The 21,182-nt window shown below is 75.5% G+C and carries 18 protein-coding genes and 1 pseudogene; 8 read left to right on the top strand and 11 right to left on the bottom strand.

The genetic code is table 11. The features are described from left to right. Window positions 1–173: 173 nt before the first annotated feature. Together ABT238_RS18455 and pntB are read left to right on the top strand one after the other, a co-directional pair. Entirely contained in the window at window positions 174–1,754 is a 1,581-nt protein-coding gene (locus tag ABT238_RS18455) for a Re/Si-specific NAD(P)(+) transhydrogenase subunit alpha (RefSeq protein WP_350765608.1), read from the top strand. A 6-nt stretch (window positions 1,755–1,760) separates the two neighbouring features. Further along, window positions 1,761–3,218, top strand: coding sequence for a Re/Si-specific NAD(P)(+) transhydrogenase subunit beta (pntB, locus tag ABT238_RS18450; RefSeq protein WP_350565124.1), 1,458 nt, complete (start codon window positions 1,761–1,763; stop codon window positions 3,216–3,218). Between the two features lie 64 nt (window positions 3,219–3,282). Here the strand turns inward: pntB and ABT238_RS18445 are convergent, their stop codons facing one another. Together ABT238_RS18445 and ABT238_RS18440 are read right to left on the bottom strand one after the other, a co-directional pair. Then, on the bottom strand, window positions 3,283–3,984 hold the full coding sequence (locus ABT238_RS18445) for a DUF3152 domain-containing protein (protein WP_350765532.1): 702 nt from the start codon (window positions 3,982–3,984) through the stop codon (window positions 3,283–3,285). Window positions 3,985–4,146: 162 nt separating this feature from the next. Beyond that, window positions 4,147–4,884, bottom strand: coding sequence for a class I SAM-dependent methyltransferase (locus tag ABT238_RS18440; protein WP_350565128.1), 738 nt, complete (start codon window positions 4,882–4,884; stop codon window positions 4,147–4,149). Window positions 4,885–5,400: 516 nt separating this feature from the next. On the opposite strand from ABT238_RS18440, the gene ABT238_RS18435 reads away from it, so the two are divergent. After that, window positions 5,401–6,465, top strand: a complete 1,065-nt coding sequence (locus ABT238_RS18435; RefSeq protein ID WP_350765475.1) for an FHA domain-containing protein — start codon at window positions 5,401–5,403, stop codon at window positions 6,463–6,465. 31 nt (window positions 6,466–6,496) lie between these two features. After that, window positions 6,497–6,889 (top strand): hypothetical protein, encoded by a 393-nt coding sequence (locus tag ABT238_RS18430; protein ID WP_350565132.1) that lies wholly within the window; start codon window positions 6,497–6,499, stop codon window positions 6,887–6,889. Window positions 6,890–6,909: 20 nt separating this feature from the next. On the opposite strand, the gene ABT238_RS18425 is transcribed toward ABT238_RS18430, so the two are convergent. The 4 genes from ABT238_RS18425 to ABT238_RS18410 all read right to left on the bottom strand — a co-directional run bounded on the left by ABT238_RS18425 (window position 6,910) and on the right by ABT238_RS18410 (window position 10,416). Beyond that, entirely contained in the window at window positions 6,910–7,596 is a 687-nt protein-coding gene (locus ABT238_RS18425) for a pyridoxamine 5'-phosphate oxidase family protein (RefSeq protein ID WP_350565134.1), read from the bottom strand. 118 nt (window positions 7,597–7,714) lie between these two features. Continuing rightward, window positions 7,715–7,939 (bottom strand): hypothetical protein, encoded by a 225-nt coding sequence (locus tag ABT238_RS18420; protein WP_350766447.1) that lies wholly within the window; start codon window positions 7,937–7,939, stop codon window positions 7,715–7,717. A 129-nt stretch (window positions 7,940–8,068) separates the two neighbouring features. Next, window positions 8,069–9,256, bottom strand: a complete 1,188-nt coding sequence (locus tag ABT238_RS18415) for a PP2C family protein-serine/threonine phosphatase (protein WP_350765389.1) — start codon at window positions 9,254–9,256, stop codon at window positions 8,069–8,071. A gap of 116 nt (window positions 9,257–9,372) precedes the next feature. Beyond that, complete coding sequence (locus ABT238_RS18410; RefSeq protein WP_350565137.1) at window positions 9,373–10,416, bottom strand: zinc-dependent alcohol dehydrogenase family protein; 1,044 nt, start codon at window positions 10,414–10,416, stop codon at window positions 9,373–9,375. A 195-nt stretch (window positions 10,417–10,611) separates the two neighbouring features. Between ABT238_RS18410 and ABT238_RS18405 the strand changes: the two genes are divergently transcribed. Further along, window positions 10,612–10,911, top strand: coding sequence for a sensor histidine kinase (locus ABT238_RS18405; RefSeq protein ID WP_502884245.1), 300 nt, complete (start codon window positions 10,612–10,614; stop codon window positions 10,909–10,911). On the opposite strand, the gene ABT238_RS18400 is transcribed toward ABT238_RS18405, so the two are convergent. The 4 genes from ABT238_RS18400 to ABT238_RS18385 all read right to left on the bottom strand — a co-directional run bounded on the left by ABT238_RS18400 (window position 10,908) and on the right by ABT238_RS18385 (window position 14,090). After that, window positions 10,908–11,891, bottom strand: coding sequence for an Acg family FMN-binding oxidoreductase (locus ABT238_RS18400; RefSeq protein WP_350765341.1), 984 nt, complete (start codon window positions 11,889–11,891; stop codon window positions 10,908–10,910). The genes ABT238_RS18405 and ABT238_RS18400 overlap by 4 nt on opposite strands. A 113-nt stretch (window positions 11,892–12,004) precedes the next feature. After that, on the bottom strand, window positions 12,005–12,700 hold the full coding sequence (locus tag ABT238_RS18395) for a response regulator (protein ID WP_350565262.1): 696 nt from the start codon (window positions 12,698–12,700) through the stop codon (window positions 12,005–12,007). Between the two features lie 82 nt (window positions 12,701–12,782). Then, window positions 12,783–13,385: a CBS domain-containing protein gene (locus tag ABT238_RS18390; protein WP_350565141.1), complete on the bottom strand. Its 603-nt coding sequence runs from the start codon at window positions 13,383–13,385 to the stop codon at window positions 12,783–12,785. A 9-nt stretch (window positions 13,386–13,394) separates the two neighbouring features. Further along, window positions 13,395–14,090 (bottom strand): CBS domain-containing protein, encoded by a 696-nt coding sequence (locus ABT238_RS18385; protein ID WP_350765269.1) that lies wholly within the window; start codon window positions 14,088–14,090, stop codon window positions 13,395–13,397. A gap of 300 nt (window positions 14,091–14,390) precedes the next feature. Here ABT238_RS18385 and ABT238_RS18380 point away from each other — a divergent pair. Both ABT238_RS18380 and ABT238_RS18375 read left to right on the top strand, forming a co-directional pair. After that, window positions 14,391–15,428: pseudogene (locus ABT238_RS18380) on the top strand (MBL fold metallo-hydrolase RNA specificity domain-containing protein); the annotation flags it as partial. Between the two features lie 160 nt (window positions 15,429–15,588). Then, on the top strand, window positions 15,589–16,203 hold the full coding sequence (locus ABT238_RS18375) for a hypothetical protein (RefSeq protein ID WP_350765245.1): 615 nt from the start codon (window positions 15,589–15,591) through the stop codon (window positions 16,201–16,203). 2 nt (window positions 16,204–16,205) lie between these two features. Here the strand turns inward: ABT238_RS18375 and ABT238_RS18370 are convergent, their stop codons facing one another. Beyond that, a complete protein-coding gene (locus tag ABT238_RS18370) occupies window positions 16,206–17,360 on the bottom strand; it encodes a Rossmann-fold NAD(P)-binding domain-containing protein (protein WP_350765220.1) in 1,155 nt (384 codons plus the stop codon). 145 nt (window positions 17,361–17,505) lie between these two features. Here ABT238_RS18370 and ABT238_RS18365 point away from each other — a divergent pair, with 145 nt between their 5' ends. Further along, a complete protein-coding gene (locus ABT238_RS18365) occupies window positions 17,506–21,114 on the top strand; it encodes a hydantoinase B/oxoprolinase family protein (RefSeq protein ID WP_350765191.1) in 3,609 nt (1,202 codons plus the stop codon). Window positions 21,115–21,182 lie beyond the last annotated feature (68 nt).

The raw sequence follows: 21,182 nt of genomic DNA, 5'->3' as shown, positions 1-21,182 counted from the left end.
GCGTTCACCGCAACCGGCGGGCAGCGTTCACCGCGACCGGTGAAGCACGTCACCGTGACGCCCCGTCGCCTCGTGCGGCCGTGGCGGGTAGGTTCCTGCCTCCAAGGGAGCGAGACTCCCTGGAAGGCGGATCCCGCCGTCAAACGGCTCCTCCGACGAGAGAGGCACGAGTGATGACCGCACAGGGCTCCACGCACCACCCACCGCAGCGCATCGGCGTGGTCGCCGAGTCGACCACCGGGGAGACCCGGGTCGCCGCCACACCGTCGACGGTCCGGGGCATCCTCGCCCTCGGCTACCGGGTCGTGGTCGAGTCCGGCGCGGGCGAGGCCTCCGGTTTCACCGACGAGGCCTACACCGAGGCCGGCGCGGAGACCGGCGACGCCTGGGCCGCCGACGTCGTCCTCAAGGTCAACGCCCCCTCGGCCGCCGAGCTCGCCCGGCTGCGCGACGGCGCGACCCTGATCGGCCTGCTGGCCCCGGCGCAGCGGCCCGAGCTGCTGGCGGCGCTGGCGGCGCGCCCGGTCACCGCGCTCGCGCTGGACGCGGTGCCCCGGATCTCGCGCGCCCAGTCGATGGACGTGCTCAGCTCGATGGCGAACATCGCCGGGTACCGGGCGGTGATCGAGGCCGCCCACGTGTTCGGACGGTTCTTCACCGGCCAGGTGACCGCCGCCGGCAAGGTGCCCCCGGCGAAGGTGCTGGTGGCCGGGGCCGGGGTGGCCGGGCTGGCCGCGATCGGCGCCGCCTCCAGCCTGGGCGCCGTCGTCCGGGCGACCGACCCGCGACCCGAGGTCGCCGACCAGGTCCGGTCACTGGGCGGCGAGTACCTGGCGGTGGACGTCGCCCAGGAGGCGAGCAGCGACGGCTACGCCAAGGCGACCTCGGCCGACTACGACCGGGCGGCGGCCGAGCTCTACCACGCGCAGGCGCGGGACGTGGACATCGTGGTCACCACCGCGCTGATCCCCGGCCGGCCGGCGCCCCGGCTGCTCACTGCGGCGGACGTGGCGGCGATGAAAGCGGGCAGCGTCATCGTCGACATGGCCGCCGCGCAGGGCGGCAACGTCGAGGGCACGGTCGCCGGCCGGACGGTGGTCACCGGCAACGGGGTCACCATCATCGGCTACACCGACCTCGCCTCGCGGCTGCCGGCCCAGGCCTCGCAGCTGTTCGGCACCAACCTGGTGAACCTGCTGAAGCTACTGACGCCGGGCGGGGACGGGCGGCTGGTGCTGGACTTCGAGGACGTGGTGCAGCGGGCGGTGACCGTGGCCCGCGCGGGCGAGGTCACCTGGCCGCCGCCGCCCGTCGCGGTCTCCGCCGCTCCCGCCGCCGCAGCTCCCGCCGCTCCCGCCCCGGCCGGTGCGGCGGCCGCGGAGCCGAAGGCCCGGCTCACCCCGGCGGCCCGGTTCGGCCTGATCGGCGCCGGGATGCTGGCGATGTTCCTGCTGGTCGCCTTCGCCCCGACCCAACTCGCCGAGAACTTCACGGTGTTCGCGCTCGCCGTGGTGATCGGCTACTACGTGATCGGCAAGGTGCACCACGCCCTGCACACCCCGCTGATGTCCGTCACCAACGCGATCTCCGGGATCGTGGTGGTCGGCGCCCTGCTGCAGATCGGGCACGAGCGCACGCTCGTCACCGTGCTGTCCTTCGTGGCGATCCTGCTGACCAGCGTCAACGTCTTCGGCGGCTTCGCCGTCACCCGCCGCATGCTGAGCATGTTCTCGACCTCCCCCGAAAGGCGCTGAGGCCCGATGACCTCCACAACGGCAGCCCACGCCGCGGACCTGGTCGCCGCCCTGCTGTTCATCCTCAGCCTGGCCGGGCTCTCCCAGCACCGCACCTCCCGGGCCGGCGTCGTCTACGGCATCGCCGGCATGGCCCTCGCCCTGGTCGCCACCGTCGTGGTGGCGGCGCAGAGCATCACCGCCGGCGCCGTCGCCCTGATCGTGCTCGCGATGGCGCTGGGCGGGGCGATCGGCCTGTGGCGGGCGCGGCAGGTCGAGATGACCCAGATGCCCGAGCTCATCGCCGTGCTGCACAGCTTCGTCGGCCTCGCCGCGGTGCTGGTCGGCTGGAACAGCTACCTGGAGGTCGAGGCGCACGGCACGGCCCAGAGCGCCGTCACCGCCGACCTGCTGGGCATCCACCACGCCGAGGTGTTCATCGGCGTCTTCATCGGCGCCGTCACCTTCACCGGCTCGATCGTCGCCTTCCTCAAGCTGTCCGGGCGGATCGCCTCGCGCCCGCTGACGCTGCCCGGCAAGAACGCGCTGAACACCGGCGCGCTGGGCGCGTTCGTGGCGCTGACGGTCTGGTTCACGGTCAGCCCGGGCCTCGGGCTGATGATCGCGGTGACCGTGCTCGCGCTCGCGCTGGGCTGGCACCTGGTCGCCTCGATCGGCGGCGGCGACATGCCCGTGGTCGTCTCCATGCTCAACAGCTACTCCGGCTGGGCCGCGGCGGCCGCCGGGTTCCTGCTCGACAACAACCTGCTGATCGTCACCGGTGCGCTGGTCGGCTCCTCGGGTGCGTACCTGTCGTACATCATGTGCCGGGCGATGAACCGCTCCTTCCTGTCCGTCATCGCGGGCGGTTTCGGCATCGAGGCCGCGGCGGGCGGCGGCGAGGAGCAGGGCGAGCACCGGGAGGTCCGTGCCGAGGAGGCGGCCCGGCAGCTGGCACAGGCCAAGTCGGTGATCATCACCCCCGGCTACGGCATGGCGGTGGCGCAGGCGCAGCACCCGGTCGCGGAGCTGACCCGGCGGCTGCGCGAGCGCGGTGTGGAGGTGCGGTTCGGCGTCCACCCGGTCGCCGGGCGGCTGCCCGGCCACATGAACGTGCTGCTCGCCGAGGCGAAGGTGCCCTACGACATCGTCCTGGAGATGGACGAGATCAACGACGACTTCGCCGCCACCGGTGTCGTCCTGGTCATCGGCGCCAACGACACCGTCAACCCGGCCGCCATGGACGACCCGGCCAGTCCGATCGCGGGCATGCCGGTGCTGCGGGTCTGGGAGGCCGAGCGGGTGATCGTGTTCAAGCGGTCGATGGCCTCCGGCTACGCGGGGGTGCAGAACCCGCTGTTCTTCCGGGAGAACAGCGCCATGCTGTTCGGCGACGCCAAGCAGAGCGTGGAGTCCATCCTGCGCGCGCTGGACGACGGGCTGCCGCGGGGCGCGGCGCCGGTCGGCGACCGGGCCGGGGTGTAGCGGGACCAGGTGTACCGGCACCGCGCGAACGGTCCGCCGGGTGGGGCACCGACCCGGCGGACCGTCAGGGCGAGGGCGCGGCCGGCGGGAGCGGCGGGCCGGTGAGCAGGGTGCCGTCCTCGCCGTACGGCCGGCCGTTGGGCACGCAGCCGTGCAGCCCCTTGATCTGCTGCATCATCACCGGCGCGGGCGCGCCCGGGCCGGGGCAGTCGACGTGGCCCTGGCCGAGGATGTGCCCGACCTCGTGGTTGACGGCGAGGGCGTGGTAGGCCTCGGGCTGCCCGGCGTAGAACTCGGACAGCTCGGTCCAGCGCTTGAGGTTGATGACGACCTGGCGGTTGGCCGCGCAGTTCACCCAGCCGCCGGTGTCCAGCCCGTACTGGCCGCAGATCCGGTCGGTGGACTCCGGGGTGGCCAGGTAGACCGTGAAGTCCACCGGGTCGGCGGCCTCCCGCTGGAAGGACCAGGTGCCGCTCGCCGCCCAGCCGCGCCGGACGTCCCCTAGGATCCGGTCCACCTCGGCGGCGAACTCCTGCGGGCTCACCTTCAGGCCGTCCTCGGCCCGCACCTTGTACCGGTACAGGTGCTCCCCGGTGCCGAACCGCGCGGAGCCGCCCGGGGCCGTGGTGAACGCCAGGGGCTTGGGCGCCTCGGCGGCCCAGGGCTTCCACCACAGCAGCCCCGCCGCCACGGCGGCCACCACCGCGATCGCGACCGCCGCGTACCCGGCGCGCCCGCCGGGGGCGCCCGGGCGCGCGGCCGTCACCCGCACCGCCGGGCCGGGGCGCCGGGTATCGCGGCGCCGGCGGGCGCCGTGGGGGTGCGGAGCGGTGGGACGAGCTGCAGATCGGTCACACCAGGAGTGACGCGCGCCGGCCACCGCTCGGTTCACCGCAGAGGCTTCACCCGGCTCCGGTCACCGGACGCCTCAGGCCGGACGCGCACCGGCCGGGGCCACCGCCACCCAGTGCGCCGGCAGCTCGATCCGCTCGCCCGCCGGGGTGAACTCGGTGGTGGACAGCGGCAGTTCACCGGAGGCGAGGACGGCGAGCCCGGCGGTGGGCAGCAGCTCGCCGAAGGCCGCGTCGGGGAGCTCGGCGGGGGCCAGGCCGTGGGAGAACACCGGACGCAGCTTCGGGGGCGGGCCGGCCGGGTCGCGGGCGAGGCCGCCCAGGACGTGCTTGGCCGCCTCGGAGAGCTCGACAAGGAAGGCCCGGCCGTGTGCGCCGAGCAGCGTGGCAACGGCCTCGGCGACCGGCCGGCGGTCGGCGGGCTCGCTCTGGTGGATCACGCCGCGCACGTACACGTTGGCGTCGCCGAGGCGCTCGTGCAGGGCCCGGACCGCCGCCGGGTCGGTGGCGTCCAGCTGGACGTACGAGGCCAGCTCCGCCGGGTCGCAGCGCCGGGCGAGGGCGACGGCGGCGGCGGACAGGTCGGCGCCGAGCACGCGGGCGAAGCGGCCGGCAAGGAAGCGGGTCTGGGTGCCGTTGCCGCAGCCGAGGTCGACGAGCGGCAGCGCGGGGTCGGCGAGGTACGGTTCGAACAGCGCGAGGTGGCGGGCGGCGGTGAGGGCCGGTCCCGCGTCCCAGATCACCGAGCCCTGGCTCTCGGGCGCCTCGCGCCAGAAGCCCTCCCAGGCCTCCCGGTACCGGTTCGTCACACTCATCAGGGGCCTCCCGGTCACCACGTAGGGTGCCTGCATGCTACCGCCGCGTCACCGACCCGGCGCGGGCTCCGGCTCGGCGACGGGGCGCAACCGGTCGGCCGGTGCGGACGAAACCGCGGCCGCCGATCGGGACGAAGCCGTGGGCGACGATCACGGCCGGGTGCGCGCGGGACGACTGTCCGCCCACCGCCCGGCGACGCAAGGTGAACGGCAACTCTCCCGCGCTTCAGACGAGTTGGCCCCCGCCATCGGTCCACGCGGCGAGGCGCGCGCCCTGGCGTCGCGCGCCCGGCGGGAATCGCCGGACACGCCCCTGGGGCACCGGACGGTGAGGGTCCGCGCACGGGTGGTGAGCGGGCGGGAGTTCCGACGACCCGACAGCCGGACGGGGCTGTGCGACAGGCCGGAAGTGGCCTTTACTGGAAGTGAACGCATCCGAGCCGACGGGCGGCGAAGCGTTTCACCGCCACGGCGGCCCACCGGTTGCACCCGTGCCACTCGGGAGGAGGCCGCGCCATGAGCCCGTCCTCGCAGGATCAGGTCTTACCTCGTCTGATCGTCGACAACCCCGACCGGATCCGCGGCCAGGTGTACGAGCTCGGCTACGAGCCGTTACTGGTCGGCCGGGACTCCACCTGCCGGCTCCAGCTGGTGGACCCGCTGCTCAGCCGGCGCCACGCCGTGGTGCGGTCGGCCGACGGCCACACCACCGTCGAGGACCTCAGCTCCACCAACGGCACCCGGCTGAACGGTCACCGGCTGCTGGGCCAGCGGATCCTGCACACGGGGGACGTCCTGAGCTTCGGCCCGCTGGAGGTGCACTACGAGGAGCCCGCCGAGGCGGCGACCGCGATCGCCGGGCCGAGCGGCGCGGCCGAAGGGCCGGAGCCGCCGACGCTCCTCACCGACGGGGCGCCGGCGGCTCCCCCGCACCCGCGCGGCGGTGCGCCCGTCGCGGTACCCGCCCGCCTGGCGGCGGCCCCGGCCGGGCCCGCCCCACTGGAGCGGGCCCGGCCGGAGAAGCCCGAACGGGAGGATTCCCCGCCCGGCACGCCCGGCGCCCCGCCGAGGCCGTCCGCGCCGCCGGGCTCCCATCCGCCCCGCGGCGTCGTGTCGGCCGTTCAGGCGCAGCTGCCCCGGCTGGACGTCCCGCCGCCGGCGGCACCGCGGCAGGGGGCGGGCCGCTTCGACGTCGACCAGCAGCGGGCGATGGGCAACCTCAGCAACGTCAACGGGAACCAGTACAACTACACCTACCGGGACGACCACCTCGAACTCGCCCGCCGCGAGACCTTCTTCCGCAAGCTCGCCACCGCCAGGACGATCGCTCGGCACCTCATGGTGACCGGTCTCGTGCTCGCCCTGCTGGGCAGCGCCTTCCTCGGCTGGGAGGGCAACCAGGACGTGCTCGACGGCCGGGTGCAGAGCATCGCGCACACCGCCAGCGTCATGGTGGGGGTGGCCGGCGCGGTGCTGCTGGTCGTCGGCGGCGCCGTACTGATCAGATCCGTCATCCGGCAGCGCCGGTACGAGAAGGAGGAGGAGCGCCGACTGAACCCGGACCCGTCGCCGTCCGGCTGAGGCGGCGCGGGCCCCTGGCGAAGGGACCGTCATGGTCTTCCACATCGGGAGCCAGCAGGGCGGCGTCATCAACAACGTCGCCGGGAACCAGACCGTGCACGGCGGCCAGCGCGGCCGCCTCACGGCGGACGGACGGGACGTGCGGGAGCTGGTCGGCGAACTGCGCACGGCCGTGGAACAGACCCCGCTGCCGGCGGCGGTGGCCCCCGAGGTCCGGTCCGAGATCGAGGCACTGGACACCGAGGTCGCCCGCCCGGAGCCGGACCGCGAAGCGGTGGCGGGCCGGCTCAGCCGGGTCACCCACCTGCTCACCTCGGCGGGCGCGCTGGTGACCGCCGGCACCGCCCTGATCGGGCCGATCTCGGCGCTGGCCGGCTGGCTCGGCACCCTGGGCCACCCGATCCTCCAGGCCCTGGGCGTCTGAGCGCGTGACCGGCCGCCGCCTCAGTCCGTACCGAGGCGGCGGCCGGTCACCTCGTCGGGCCGGATGCGCAGCCAGAGCGGGCGGTCGCCGCCCGCCCAGGGGGTCGCGCCCGGCAGCCGGGCCAGCCGCCGCTCCTCCCCGGCGTCGTCGATGCGGTGCGCCGCGCCGAGCATGAGCACGCTCCAGCCCTCGCTCAGCCGGTCGTCGATGTGGTCGGCCTGGAAGGAGACCGGGGACCCGTCCGCCGCCGCGGCGGCGCTCCGGGGCGAGGTGTGGTAGACGATCGTCCGGCCGTCGACCAGGTAGTTCACCGGCAGGACGACCGGGGCCGGGGTGCCGGGCAGGCCCACCCGGCCGACCCCGTGGGTGCCGACCAGCACCCAGCACTCCGGTTCGGACAGCGGCATCAGCAGCGGCCGCGGCGCCTGCGGCGAGGGCTGCGACTGCCCCGGCGGGGCGTCCGAGCGGTCGTCCAGCAGTTCCGTCCAGGTCATCCGGAGGGCGGCCGCGATCCGGACGAAGCCGGCCGGGTCGAAGGCCGGGCCGGCCGTCAGCAGGTGACGGAAGTAGGCGGGCGCCATGCCCGCCCGGTGGGCCAGGTCCCGGTCGTCGTCCAGACCGAGCCGGTCACGGCGCTCGGTGATCCGGCGGGCCACCTCGGCGGGGTCGGCCCGCCGGACGGCGTCGAGGTCGGGGATGCGGTTCACGGTTCGGCTCCTCGGCTGGTGCTCTCCCCTTCGCAGGATCGCCCGGCCGGGGCCCGGTCGGCGAGGGGCCTGGGCTGTTCGGCCCTGTTCCCCCGGACGGCCCTGACCGGGCGCCCGGTCAGGGCCGCCCGGGCCCGCCGAGCCGCGGGGCCGGGACGGGCGCGGCGGCGCCGACCAGGACCACCAGCTCATGACCGCCGGGATTCGCCTGGAGGGGGGCGGTACGCCAGTTGTTGACCAGCCAGACGTTGGGGTCGGTGCCGCACAGCCGGGCGACGCGGTGGCCGCCGAAGTTGGCGACCCAGACCGCGTCCTCCCCGTCGACGGCGATGCCCCAGGGCAGGAACAGGCCGCCGTTGCCGAAGGGTTCGGGGGCCGGGGTGCCGTCGGGCGCGATCAGGGTGACCGAGGCGCCCGGGCGCGGGACGCGGCGGAAATTGCCCGGTACGGCCGAGGCCGGACGCCCGTCTCCTCACTGGCCGGGCCGGTGCGGGTGCCACTCCGCCAGCAGGATGGTGGCGTCGTCGCGCAGCTGGTGGTCCTGGTGGGTGACCAGGGCGTGGATCAGCTGGCGCAGGGCCTCGGGGGCGGGCTCCCCGCCGGCCATGTGCTGGACCAGGGTGTCGGCCAGGCGGCGCTCCCCGAAGAGCTCGCCGGAGGCCGAGCGGGCCTCGGTCACCCCGTCGGTGTGGAGCAGCAACCGGTCGCCGGGCTGCAGCCGGGCGTGGTGCACGGGCTGCGGCCCGCTCTCGTGGAAGCCGAGGCCGAGGGGCAGCTCGGCGCGCCGGAGCAGGGCGTCCGACACGACCCGGCGGTCCCGGACGAGCAGCGGCGGCGGGTGGCCGCAGTTGACCCAGGACAGCTCGCCGGTGGCCGTGTCGAGGTCGGCGACCACCGCGGTCAGCAGCCGGTCCGGGATCCACCGGGCCAGCGTGCGGTCGATGGCCCGCACGATGTCGGCCGGCCCGCCGCCGGCCCGCCGGGTGGAGCGGCAGGCGGCCAGGGCGACCGAGCTGGCGCCGCCGGAGGCGAGGTCGTGGCCCATCGCGTCGAACACGGACACGTGCAGGCGCCCGTGCGCCACCGAGTGGTCGAAGGCGTCCCCGCCCACGTCGTAGGCCGGCTCCAGGACGGCGCTGGAGGTGACGTCGCGGGTCCCGATGGTGCGCGGCGGCAGGAACGCCCACAGCAGCTCGGCCTGCAGGCTCATCGGCTGCCGGCGCCCGACCTCGACCATGACGTCGCTGTACGTGCTCTTCGACACCGCCAGCAGGGCGACCAGGGAGGCCAGCGCCTCGTAGCGAGCGGTCATGTCCTCGTCCCGGGGCCCGCCCTCGATCCGCAGGACACCGATCCGCTCGACCCCGTCGACCAGCGGGTACCAGCCGACCGGGGGCGGGCCGGTGGAGAACTGGGCGCACTGCAGCCGGTAGGCGCGGCCGCCGAGCGTCCCCTCGACGTCGATCTCGCCGTCCCCCGTCCCGGGCAGCGGCACCAGGTGCCGCTGCTGTACGTCGGCGAGCAGGATCCAGGCCCCGTCCGCGCCCAGCCCGCGGGCCGCCTCCCGCACTAGGCCGGGCAGCTCCGCCGGACCGTGCGCCCGGGAGCGGGCCAGCAGCCGGGCCAGCACACCGCCCAGCACCGCGTCGTCAGCGCCCATCGCCGCCCACCTCCCGTCGGCCCGGCGTCTACCCCGCGACGGCGCGAACCTGCACGCCGCACTCGCCGGAACCGCCGTGGTCGCCGCGGGGCCCCGGCCGGCCGGTACCGGTGGCGTCAGGTGCGGAAGAGGGCGACCTTGAGGGCGCCGTTCTCCCCGGCGGCGGCGAAGACGTCGTAGGCCTCCTGCATCTCGTCCAGGCCGAAGCGGTGGGTGACCAGGCCGGAGACGTCCAGGCGGCCGGCGGCCAGCATGTCGAGCAGCATCGGGGTGCTGCGGGTGTCGACCAGGCCGGTGGTGACGGTGACGTCGCGGATCCAGAGGTCCTCCAGGTGCAGCACGGCCGGCCGGCCGTGGACGCCGACGTTGGCGACCCGCCCGCCGGGGCGCACCACCCGGGTGCACAGCTCGAAGGACTCGGGGACGCCGACCGCCTCGATCGCGACGTCGGCGCCCAGACCGTCCCGGCCCAGCGCGCGCACCGCCTCGGGGGTGGCCTCGTCGACGGTGAGCACGATGTCGGCTCCGAACCGCTTCGCGGCGTCGAGGCGGCCGCGGGCCAGGTCGATCACCACGGTGCGGGCCGGGCTGTAGAGCCGGGCGGTGAGGATCGCGGCGAGTCCGATCGGCCCGGCGCCGACGATCACCACGGTGTCGCCGGGACCGACCCGGCCGTTGCGGACCCCGACCTCGTAGGAGGTGGGCAGGATGTCGGCGAGCAAGAGCGCGTGCTCGTCGGTGACTCCGCCGGGCAGCCGGTGCAGGGAGGTGTCGGCGAAGGGGGTGCGGACGTACTCGGCCTGGCAGCCGTCGACCAGGTGGCCGAGGATCCAGCCGCCTCCGCCGGTGCACTGGCCGTACGTCGCGGTGCGGCAGTAGGCGCAGCGGCCGCAGGCGGAGATGCACGAGACGAGGACGCGCTCGCCCACGCCGACGGTGCGCACGCCCGGGCCGGTCTCGGTGACCGTGCCGACGGCCTCGTGGCCGAGGACGCGTCCTTCGGCGACTTCGGGGACGTCACCCTTCAGGATGTGCAGGTCGGTGCCGCAGATGGTGACCGCGTCGACGCGCACGATCGCGTCCTCGGGGTCCTGGACGGCGGGGTCGGGGACCGTGCCCCAGGTCCGGCGGCCCGGTCCGTGGTAGGTCAGTGCCTTCATCTCCCGGTCACTCCTCTCGGGCTGCGGAGCGGCGGCGCCGCCCCCGCTCCCCCCTTCCAGCGTTCCGCCGCGTCGGGCTCCCGGCTTGGGTCCGCCGGGTGGACGGGGTGGGCCGTTCGGCCCCGGTCCGCGGCGGCGGGCGCCACCGCGCGACTACGCTGGTCAGGGGCGTCGGGCGAGGCCGTGGAGGATGCCATGGACAGCGATCCCGAGAGCTTCGCCCCCGTGCCGAAGCTGCGCCTGGACGAACTGCTGGCGCTGTCCAACGCCGCCCGGCACGCGAGTGCCCGCGCCGTCCAGGTCTCCCTCACCGCCGGGGCGGACCTCACGCTCACCGTCACGGACGACGGCGTCGGCCTGCCGGAGGGCGGGCGCCGCAGCGGCCTGGCCAACCTCGCCGAACGGGCCGCCGCCCTGGGCGGGACCTTCACCGCGGGCGCCCGCCCCGAGGGCGGCACCGAACTGCTCTGGCGGGTCCCGTTGCCGGACGCCTAGGACCGGGGGTCCAGGACGTCGCGGGCGGCCAGGCGCGGTGTGGGGGCGCCCTCCGGGCCGTAGCCGAGGCGGATCAGCATCTGGACGTGGCCGGGACCGAGGTGCGGCTCGCGGGCGGCCCAGCGCAGGGAGGGCCACTCCATCGCCTGGTGGAGCAGGGAGGCGCGGACCCCGTGCACGGTGGCCGTGAGCAGGACGTGCTCCAGGGCGAGGCCGGCGCGCAGCCAGTCCGCGCGCCGGTCCCGGCCGGTGACGATCAGGGCGATCCGCGGTTCGCGCTCGAAGGTGGCGGGCGTGCGGTGCCCGGCGGGCCGCAGGGCGGTGAAGTCGCGCACGGGCAGGTGCCCGTCGCGGTCCTGCGGTCCGAGCGCACGGGCCGGGATGCCGTAGGGCAACAGGTCTCCGCTGTGGATCCAGGCGCGGCTCTCGGTGCTCCGCCCCGGGTCGGTGGTACTGCGCCGTTCGGCCTCGGCGGTGAGCTCCAGGAGCCGGACGGTCTCCTCGTGGTCCGGGAGTTCGAGGTGGGCGTCCTCGGCCCGGGCGGCCGTCGCGAGTTCGTCGAGGACGGCCGGCGGGACGGGCTCGCCGGTGAACGGCGTGCGGATCGAGTGGCGGTGCCAGATCGCCGTGTAGAGCGCCTCGGTGAGGGACGGCCGCACCGGTGCGGCGGTGTCCAGCTGCACGGCGGCCAGCAGGTCGGGATCGGCCGGGTCGGGCAGCAGCCGGACCTCGGGGGCCCAGCCGAGGTGGCGGGCCGCGACCCGCAGGTTCAGCACGGCCGCGCCGACCGAGATGTGCAGGGCCCGCCCCGCGGGGTCCATCACGGGCAGGGCCCGTGCCCGGGCGGCCCGGACCTCCAGGGTGGAGGTCTCCGGCCGGAGCCGGAAGCGCCACGGCTGGCTGTTGTGGAGCGAGGGCGCGGCGACCGCCGCGGAGACGAGGCTCTCCAGCGCGGCGGCGTCGAGGGCGAGGATGGACATGGCCGCCTCCAAGGGGGTGCGCGGGCGGGTTGCCCCACGTCCACCCTGCGCCGGGGCCGCGGCGGGCCGCTTGGGCCGGTCGGGCCCCTTGCCGGGCCCGACCGGCCCCGTGGTCAGTGCGGGTGCGGGTGGTGCCCGGCCTCCGGATCGGCGTGCGCCGCGAGGACGGCGGCCTGGAGGCGGCGTTCGACGCCGAGCTTGGCGAGCAGCCGCGAGACGTGGTTCTTGACCGTCTTCTCCGCGAGGTACAGCTCCCGGCCGATCTGCCGGTTGGTCTTCCCCTCCCCCACCAGGGCGAGGATCTCCCGCTCCCGCGGGGTCAGCTGGGCCAGGGCGGCCTCGGTCGGGGTCTGGTCGTGGTGGCGCAGGCTCTCCATCAGCTTGCGGGTGGTCGCCGGGTCCAGCATGGACTGGCCCGAGGCGACCGTCCGGACCGCGCCGACCAGGTCGCCGCCCTTGACCTGCTTCAGCACGTAGCCGGCCGCCCCGGCCATGATCGCGTCGAGCAGGGCGTCGTCGTCGTCGAACGAGGTCAGCATCAGGCAGACCAGGTGCGGCATGCGGTCGCGCAGTTCCCGGCAGACGGTGACGCCGTCGCCGTCCGGCAGCCGGACGTCGAGGACCGCCACGTCCGGGCGCAGCGCGGGCACCCGGGCGAGGGCCTCGGCGCAGCTGCCCGCCTCGCCGACGACCTCCAGGTCCGGCTCGCCGTCCAGCAGGTCGCGCACCCCGCGGCGGACCACCTCGTGGTCGTCCAACAGGAACACCCGCACGCGCCGCTCGGCCGCGGCGGGTTCGGTCGCGTCCATCGCTGCTCCCTGGGTCACCGGGCCGGTCATGTGACCGATTCTGCGCGCGGGGACCGCCCGGCGCACCAGGGAACTCGTGCGGTCAGGCCGGGGCGCTGAGCCGGACCTCGACGGCGACGACTCCGGGGACGGACCGGACCAGCCGTTCCAGCACCGGGAGGGGGACCGTGTCGGGCAGGGTGCCGGACAGGGTGATCCGGCCCTCCCGCGCCCGGACGTCCACGGCCGTCGGGCCGGCCGGGCCCAGGGTGGCGACCAGTTCGAAGCGGACCCGGTCGGCGAGCTCCCGGTCCTCGGCCAGGTACACCTTCAGCAGGTCGCCCCGGCTGACGATGCCGACCAGGAAGTCCTCCGCGTCGACCACCGGGAGGCGCTTGAGGTGGCCGCGGGCCATCGCCCGGGCGGCCTCGTTGAGCGGGCTGCCCGGGTGCACGGTGACGGCGGGGACGGACATCATCCGCCCGGCCGTCAGGGTGTCGGCGCGTTCGCCGTCCCGGTCCCGGGCGGTGAGCAGGTCGGCCTCGGAGACCACGCCGATGACCCGGCCGTCACCGGTCAGCACCGGGAGGGCGCTGACCTGCCAGCGCTGCAGGGTCTCGGCGACCTCGCGGAAGTCCGCGTCACGGCCGACGGCGACGACCCCGTGGGTCATGACGTCGGCGACGGTGTTCGGGGTGCCCGTCATGACGGCCTCCTACGACGCCGCGCGGTAGGCGCGGGGGTGTTCGAGCCGGGGTTCGGTGTCGTCCTCGGTCCAGTCGAGCTCGCGGTGCACGGCCACCACGCCGTCCACGGCGCGGCAGAGCCGCTCGGTGACCGGGATCTGGCTGCGCCGCGGCAGCCGTCCGGTCAGGGTGACGATCCCGTCCTCGACGGTCACCCGAACGGCGTCGGGGGCGAGCCGCAGGGTCCGCCCGAGCACCTCGTCGACGATCTCCTCACGGATCTCCGTGTCGTGCCGCAGGAACACCTCCAGCAGGTCGCTGCGGCTCACGATGCCGACCAGGCGGCCGGCCTCGTCGACGACCGCCAGGCGCTTGACGCGGTGCTTGTCCATCACCCGGGCGGCCTCGGCGACCGTCCACGCCGGGCGGGCGGTGACGGCCGGGCTGGTCATCAGACCGCCGGCCGTCTCGGCCTCGGCCCGCGCACGGTCCGGGCCGTCCAGCCAGCGGCCCGGGTAGCGGCCCTCGGGGTCGGGCAGCACGGCCGCCTTGCGGATCAGGTCGGCCTCGGACACGATGCCGAGCGGCCGGTCCTGGTCGTCGACGACCGGGATCGCGGTGATGTCGTTGCGGTGGAACAGCGCCGCGATCTCCTTGAACGGCGTGTCGGGCCGGGCGGTGACGACCTCGGGGGTCATCACGTCGTTGACGCTGCGGTGCTGCATCGTCCTCACTCCTCCTCGGGGCGGGTCTGCGCGTCGGGGCGGGACCACCGCGCACCGACGGCCGCGGTCGGCCGGTCCCGACTCCACTGTCCGCCGCCCGCGGGACGCCGCCCAGGGCCGGACGGTCCCTGCCGGCAGGGCCGGTCCGCCCCGGGACAGCGGACCGGCCTGCCGCCACGATGGGAGGACCCGGGACCCCGATTCCGCTGGAGGCGGCCATGACCACGGACCGGGGGAGCGCCGGACCCCGGCGCTCCCCCGGCGCCGGCCCGGCCGGGCCTGCTGACCTTCCTCGGCGGCGTGGGCACCGTCACCGGCAGCGAGTTCCTGGTGGAGACCGACCACGCCCGGCTGATGATCGACTGCGGCCTGTTCCAGGGCCACGCCGAGCTGCGCCGCCGCAACCGGCGCCCGCTGCCGCTCGACCCGGCCGACGTCCGGGCGGTGGTGCTCACCCACGCCCACCTGGACCACTGCGGCTACCTGCCCCGCCTCGTCCGGGACGGCTTCCGCGGCCCGGTGCTCACCACCCCGGACACCGCCCGGATCGCCGAACTGATCCTGCGCGACAGCGCCCACCTGCTGCGGGAGGAGGCCGACCACGCCAACCGGTACGGCTGGTCGAAGCACCGGCCGGCCGAGCCGCTCTACGACGACGAGGACGTCGAGAACGCCCTGCGGATGTTCGACCCCGTCCCGCTGGACACCACGGTGATCCCCTCCTTCGCGGTGGACCGGACCGAGGTCGTGCTGCACCGGCTGACCGAGTTGCGCCGCTCGGGCCGGCTCCCGGCCGGCGTCCCGGTGTACGTGGACAGTCCGATGGCGCTGGCGACCCTGCAGATCTACCGGGAGGCCTTCGCGGCCGGCTCCGACCAGCTGCGCCCCGACGTCCTGGCCCGGGGCGCGGCCGCGCTGGACCCGGAGCCGTTCACCCTCGTGCACTCGCTCCAGGACTCGCTCGCCCTGGACCGGGCCCACGGTCCGGCGGTGATCGTCTCGGCCTCCGGGATGGCCACCGGCGGCCGCGTCGTCCACCACCTGCGCCACCCGCTGCCCGATCCCCGCAACACCGTCGTGGTGGTCGGTTACGCCGCCGAGGGCACCCGGGCCCGTGATCTGGTGGACGGGGCGCGCACGCTGAAGATGTACGGCACGTACGTGCCGGTGCGCGCCGAGGTGGTCCACGTCCCGGCGTTCTCCGCGCACGCCGACGCCGCCGAGGCCGTCGACTGGCTGCGCGGGGCTCCCGAACCGAGCGCGGTGTACCTCGTCCACGGCGAGCCCGAGGGCTCGGCCGCCCTGCGCGACCGGATCGACCGCGAGCTCGGCTGGACGGCCGTGGTCCCCCGCTCCGGCGAGCGGGTCCTGGTCCGCCGACCGGCCCGGCGGGCCACCGTCCCGGGGGGCGACCGCGGTCGCGGGCCCGGTGCGGCTGCGGTGCCGCCGGTGGTGGAGCGAGACTGGTCGAGGGGACCGGACGACAGGAGTGAACCGGATGTCCGACGGCGCCGACACCGGGTACCGCGCACTGGTCGACGAGCTGGCCGCGCTGGTACGGCTCGCGCACGCCGCGCTGGCCGGCGCGACGGCCGTCCTCACGGATCCGGCCGACGGCGGCGACGGGATCCCGGCCGCGGAGAAGGCTCTGGCCGATCTGCTGTCCCGGATCGAGGAGGACGCCGCCGTGGCGCCCGGCGGGCGGGCCGGGACCGTCGTCGCCGTCCACGTGGGGTGCGAGGTGGAGACGCTCGGGCGGCTCGCCCAGCGGCTGCTGGAGGCCGCCTGGGCCCGTCGGGAGCGGGAACCGTTCGACGGGCGGCTGCGGACTCCGCTGCGCGGGCTCGCCGGTGCGGCGCTGGACCTGGTCGCGCGGTGCGCCGACATCCTGGAGACCGGCGCGCCCGAGGGCGTCGCCGACGTTCCGGCCGCCCTGCACGAAGTCGCCCGGCGGCAGCGGCTGCTGTACGGGCTGCTGCGGGGCGGGGAGGGAACGGACCCGGTGGACGCCGTCGATCTCGTGGACCTCGTGGTGCTGGCCTGCTGCTACCAGCAGTGCGCCGACCGTGCCGGGGCGGTCGCCCGGCACGCCGCGCTGTTCGCACGCCCCTGAGCCTAGGGAAACCCCGCCGCGGCGGTCGCTCGCGTCAGCAGCCCGACGGTGGGTCCGTGCCGCACGGCGCCCCGGTCGGTCACCAGCATGGGGCCGAGGACCGGGTCCTGTGCCGGGGCACCGGTGTGCGCGAGCCGGTCGAGCAGCGCCAGCGCGTTGTGGGCGAACGCGCGCGAGGCGGTCCCCGCCGCCTGCGCCGCGAGTTCCCCGGCGCCGATCACCGTGACCCCGTCGCCGACCTCGGTCGTGGTGTCCGGCAGCACGCCCTCGACGGTGCCGCCCTCCGGACCGGCCGTCAGATCCACCAGCACCGAGCCGGGCCGCATCCGCGCCACCGTCGCCGTGTGGAGCAGGACCGGGGGCGTACGGCCCGGCGGGGCGAGGGCCGACACCACGAGGGGGTACCGGACGGCGGCCGCGGCGAGCCCGGCCACCCACGCCGGACGGTGGCGGTCCAGGGACCGCGCCAGCTCCCGGCCGTCCCCCACCGTGCGCAGACCGGGCAGGTCCAGCAGCCCGGCCCCCAGCGCGGCAACCGCCGTCCGCTCACGGAGCCGCGGTTCGACGGCGTCGACCGGCGCGCCCAGGCGGCGGGCGGTGTCGACCGCCTGCAGGCCCGCGTGGCCGGCGCCGACCACCAGCACCCGGACCGGGTCGAACAGCCCGTCCGGAGTACCCCAGGGCGGCAGGCAGCGCTCCAGCCGCGCGGCGGCGATCAGCACCGCCCGGTACCCCGCCACCCGGGCCTGCGAGGCCCCGGCGTCCAGCGGGTACGCGGCGGGAAGGTCGGGTGCCAGGTCCAGGCCGATCACCGTCACCCCCCGGTCCGCCCAGATCCGGACCAGGTACGGGATCCGCTCCGGTCGTACCAGTGCGGCCAGCACCTGCCCGGGACGCAGCTCGCGCGTCGGGTCGGCGTTGGGCGGGTGGATCCCGAGCAGCACGTCCGCGCGGCCCAGCAGTTCGCCGCGCCCGGTGACGACGGCCCCCGCGGCACGGTAGCCGGCGTCGTGGTGGCCCGCCCGGGCGCCGGCGCCGGATTCGACCAGGACCGTCGCACCGAGGCGGCCGACGGCCCGCACCAGGTCGGGCACGAGGGCCACCCGGCGCTCGCCCGGGACGGTCTCCCGCAGCACCCCCACCGTCGTGGCCGTCATCGCCGCCTCCCGCATCCGCCCGTCATGCCCAGTATGTTCCGTTTGCCCGAACGGTTCGCCCGGTCGGATACTCGTGGACAGAACCGCTCACGCACGGGGCCGCGCCGGCACAGGACGCCGCGCGGTACGGCGGAGGGAACCCGTCATGGCTTCCAGGGGCTGGCAGTTCTGGGTGGACCGGGGCGGGACCTTCACCGACGTGGTCGCGCTGGCTCCGGACGGCCGGCTGCTCACCCACAAGCTGCTCTCGCACGACCCCGCCCGCCACCGCGACCCGGCGGTGGCGGGGATCCGGGCCCTGCTGCCCCCCGGGGCGGACATCGCGTCCGTCCGGATGGGCACCACGGTGGCGACCAACGCGCTGCTGGAGCGCACCGGCGAACCGACCGTCCTGTGCGTCACCCGCGGCTTCGCCGACGCGCTGCGCATCGGCTACCAGAACCGGCCGCGGATCTTCGCGCGCGGGATCGTCCTGCCCGAGCCGCTCTACGCCCGGGTGGTCGAGGTGGACGAGCGGATCGACGCCGACGGCCGGGTGCTGCGCCCGCCCGACCTCGACCGGCTCGCCGGGGACCTGCGCGCCTGTCTGCGTGACGGCCTGCGGTCGATCGCCGTGGTCTGCCTGCACAGCTACCTGCACCCCGCCCACGAGCGCGAGATCGGAGGGCTCGCCGAACGGCTCGGCTTCGACCAGGTGTCGTTGTCCAGCGAGGCGAGCCCGCTGATGAAGCTGGTGCCGCGCGGGGACACCGCCGTGGTCGACGCCTACCTCAACCCCGGTCTGCGCCGCTACGTCCGGCAGGTGGCGGACGAACTGGCCGGTGTCCGGCTGATGTTCATGCAGTCCAACGGCGGCCTGGCCGAGGCCGGGCACTTCCGGGGCAAGGACGCGATCCTCTCCGGCCCGGCCGGCGGCATCGTCGGCATGGTGCGGATGTCGGAGCTCGCCGGCCACCGGCGGGTGATCGGCTTCGACATGGGCGGCACCTCCACCGACGTCTCGCACTACGCCGGCGAGTACGAGCGGGTGGTGACCACCCGGGTCGCCGGGGTGCGGCTGCGGGCGCCGATGCTCGCCATCCACACCGTCGCCGCCGGCGGCGGCTCGGTGCTGCGGTTCGACGGCGAACGCCTCCGGGTCGGGCCGGACTCGGCCGGCGCCGACCCCGGCCCCGCCTGCTACCGCAACGGCGGGCCGCTGACCGTCACCGACGCCAATCTGCTGCTCGGCCGCATCCAGGCCGGGCACTTCCCCCGCGTCTTCGGACCGGACGGCGACCAGCCGCTCGACCTCGACCTGACGAGACGACGGTTCGCCGAACTGGCCGAGGAGATCGGCGACCGCACCGCCGAGGAGGCGGCCGACGGATTCCTGCGGATCGCGGTCGGCCACATCGCCAACGCGATCAAACGGATCTCCGTCCAGCAGGGCCACGACGTCACCCGCTACACGCTGACCACCTTCGGCGGCGCGGGCGGCCAGGTCGCCTGCCCGGTGGCCGACGCCCTGGGGATCCGCACCGTCCTGGTCCCGCCGATGGCGGGGGTGCTGTCCGCCCTCGGCATCGGGCTGGCCGACACCACCGTCCTGCACGAGCGGGCCGTCGAACGGCCGCTGGCGCGGGAGGAGATGGCCGCCGTCCGGGACCTCGCGCAGGAGCTCGCGGCGGACGCCACCGAGCAGCTGCTCGACCAGGACGTCCCGCGCGAGCGCATCCGCCTGGTCCACCGGGCCCGACTGCGCTACCGGGGCACCGACACCGCGATCGGCGTCCCGCTGGGCGGGCCGGGCGAGATGACGGCCGAGTTCGAGGAGCGGCACCGGGCCGCCTACTCCTTCCTGATGGACCGCCCGCTGGTGATCGAGGCCCTCACCGTCGAGGGCACCGGACTCACCGAGCAGCCGCGGCTCGACGCCCTCTCCCCCGCCCCTCCCCCCGGGGAGCCCCCGGAGCCCGCCACCGTCACGCTGCGCAGCGGCGGCGAGTGGCGCCGGGCCCCGCTGCTCGAACGCCGGTCGATGCGCGCGGGCGACACGGTCACCGGCCCGGCCCTGATCACCGAGCCCGACTCCACCACCGTCGTGGACGACGGCTGGAGGGCCACCGTCACCCCCGGCGGCCACCTGTCGCTCGAACGCACGGGGACGCGCACCGAGCAGGCCGTCACCACCACCGCCGACCCCGTCCTGCTGGAGGTCTTCAACAACCTCTTCATGGCGGTCGCCCAGCAGATGGGCGCCCGGCTGGAGTCCACCGCCCAGTCGGTCAACATCAAGGAGCGGCTCGACTTCTCCTGCGCGCTCTTCGACCCGGACGGCAACCTCGTCGCCAATGCCCCGCACATCCCCGTCCACCTCGGCTCGATGGGCACCACCGTCAAACAGGTGATCCGCCGGCGGGGCCCGCGGCTGCGCCCCGGCGACACCTACGCGGTCAACGACCCCTACCACGGCGGCACCCACCTGCCCGACATCACCGTGGTCACCCCGGTCTTCGACCAGGACGGCCGCGACCTCCTGTTCTTCGTCGCCTCCCGCGGCCACCACGCCGAGATCGGCGGCACCACCCCCGGCTCGATGCCCGCCGACAGCCACGAGATCCACGAGGAGGGCGTGCTGTTCGACACCTGGCCCCTGGTGCTGGACGGGCGGCTGCGCGAGGAGGAGACCCTCCGGCTGCTCACCGGGGCGCGCCACCCGTCCCGCGACCCGGACACCAACCTCGCCGACCTCCGGGCCCAGATCGCCGCCAACCGCAAGGGCGTCGACGAGGCCAACGCCCTGATCGACCAGTACGGACTCGCCGTCGTCCAGGCCTACATGCGGCACGTCCAGGACAACGCCGAGGCCGCCGTGCGCCGGGCCGTCGGCGGCCTGTCCGACGGCTCCTGCCGTTACGAGACCGACTCCGGCGCGGTGATCGCCGTCTCCGTGCGCGTCGACCACCGGGACCGCAGCGCGACCATCGACTTCACCGGCACGTCGCCCCAGCTCGACGGCAACCTCAACGCCCCCACCGCCGTCGTCACCGCCGCCGTCCTCTACGTCTTCCGCACCCTCGTCGCCGACGACATCCCGCTCAACGACGGCTGCCTGCGCCCCCTGCGGATCGTCGTGCCGTCCGGCTCGATGCTCGCGCCCGAGTACCCCGCCGCCGTCGCCGCGGGCAACGTCGAGACCTCGCAGGCCGTCGTCGGCGCGCTCTACGCGGCCCTCGGCGCGCAGGCGGAGGGCTCGGGCACGATGAACAACCTCACCTTCGGCAACGCGGAGCACCAGTACTACGAGACCATCGCCTCCGGCTCCGGCGCGGGCCCGGACTTCGACGGGGCGGACGCCGTCCAGACCCACATGACCAACTCCCGCCTCACCGACCCGGAGGTCCTGGAGTGGCGCTTCCCGGTCCTCGTCGAGGAGTTCGCCGTGCGCCCCGGCAGCGGCGGCACCGGCCGCCGGCACGGCGGCGACGGCGCGCTGCGCCGCCTGCGGTTCCGCGAGCCGATGACGGTCAGCCTGCTCTCCGGCCACCGCCGGGTCGCACCGTACGGCCTCGCCGGCGGCTCCCCCGGCGCGCTCGGCGCCAACCGCGTCCTGCGCGCCGACGGCAGCGTGGAGGAACTGCCCGGCTGCGGCGGCACCGACGTGGCGGCGGGGGACGCGCTGGAGATCCGCACACCGGGCGGCGGCGGGTACGGGGCGCCCGGAGCACAACCGCCACCGCCTTGGCGACGACCGTCCGAGGAGCACCCGTGAGCCCGCCGCCCCATGGCGGTGAAGCTCGCGAACCTCGTGGCCGGCCGTGAAGTCCTGCTCGATGCCAT

It is taken from the genome of Kitasatospora sp. NPDC001527, from assembly GCF_040298605.1.
Lineage (GTDB): Bacteria > Actinomycetota > Actinomycetes > Streptomycetales > Streptomycetaceae > Kitasatospora.
The sequence above is the reverse complement of the archived record's forward strand: the minus strand, read 5'-3'. Positions and strand labels throughout refer to the sequence as shown.

Coding starts and splice junctions, on each gene's coding strand:
- ABT238_RS18365 (WP_350765191.1), top strand. CDS start 17,506: ATGGCTTCCAGGGGCTGGCAGTTCTGGGTGGACCGGGGCGGGACCTTC.
- ABT238_RS18405 (WP_502884245.1), top strand. CDS start 10,612: ATGGACAGCGATCCCGAGAGCTTCGCCCCCGTGCCGAAGCTGCGCCTG.
- ABT238_RS18370 (WP_350765220.1), bottom strand. CDS start 17,360: ATGACGGCCACGACGGTGGGGGTGCTGCGGGAGACCGTCCCGGGCGAG.
- ABT238_RS18415 (WP_350765389.1), bottom strand. CDS start 9,256: ATGGGCGCTGACGACGCGGTGCTGGGCGGTGTGCTGGCCCGGCTGCTG.
- pntB (WP_350565124.1), top strand. CDS start 1,761: ATGACCTCCACAACGGCAGCCCACGCCGCGGACCTGGTCGCCGCCCTG.
- ABT238_RS18440 (WP_350565128.1), bottom strand. CDS start 4,884: ATGAGTGTGACGAACCGGTACCGGGAGGCCTGGGAGGGCTTCTGGCGC.
- ABT238_RS18390 (WP_350565141.1), bottom strand. CDS start 13,385: ATGACGGGCACCCCGAACACCGTCGCCGACGTCATGACCCACGGGGTC.
- ABT238_RS18385 (WP_350765269.1), bottom strand. CDS start 14,090: ATGCAGCACCGCAGCGTCAACGACGTGATGACCCCCGAGGTCGTCACC.
- ABT238_RS18395 (WP_350565262.1), bottom strand. CDS start 12,700: ATGGACGCGACCGAACCCGCCGCGGCCGAGCGGCGCGTGCGGGTGTTC.
- ABT238_RS18375 (WP_350765245.1), top strand. CDS start 15,589: ATGTCCGACGGCGCCGACACCGGGTACCGCGCACTGGTCGACGAGCTG.
- ABT238_RS18435 (WP_350765475.1), top strand. CDS start 5,401: ATGAGCCCGTCCTCGCAGGATCAGGTCTTACCTCGTCTGATCGTCGAC.
- ABT238_RS18430 (WP_350565132.1), top strand. CDS start 6,497: ATGGTCTTCCACATCGGGAGCCAGCAGGGCGGCGTCATCAACAACGTC.
- ABT238_RS18455 (WP_350765608.1), top strand. CDS start 174: ATGACCGCACAGGGCTCCACGCACCACCCACCGCAGCGCATCGGCGTG.
- ABT238_RS18410 (WP_350565137.1), bottom strand. CDS start 10,416: ATGAAGGCACTGACCTACCACGGACCGGGCCGCCGGACCTGGGGCACG.
- ABT238_RS18400 (WP_350765341.1), bottom strand. CDS start 11,891: ATGTCCATCCTCGCCCTCGACGCCGCCGCGCTGGAGAGCCTCGTCTCC.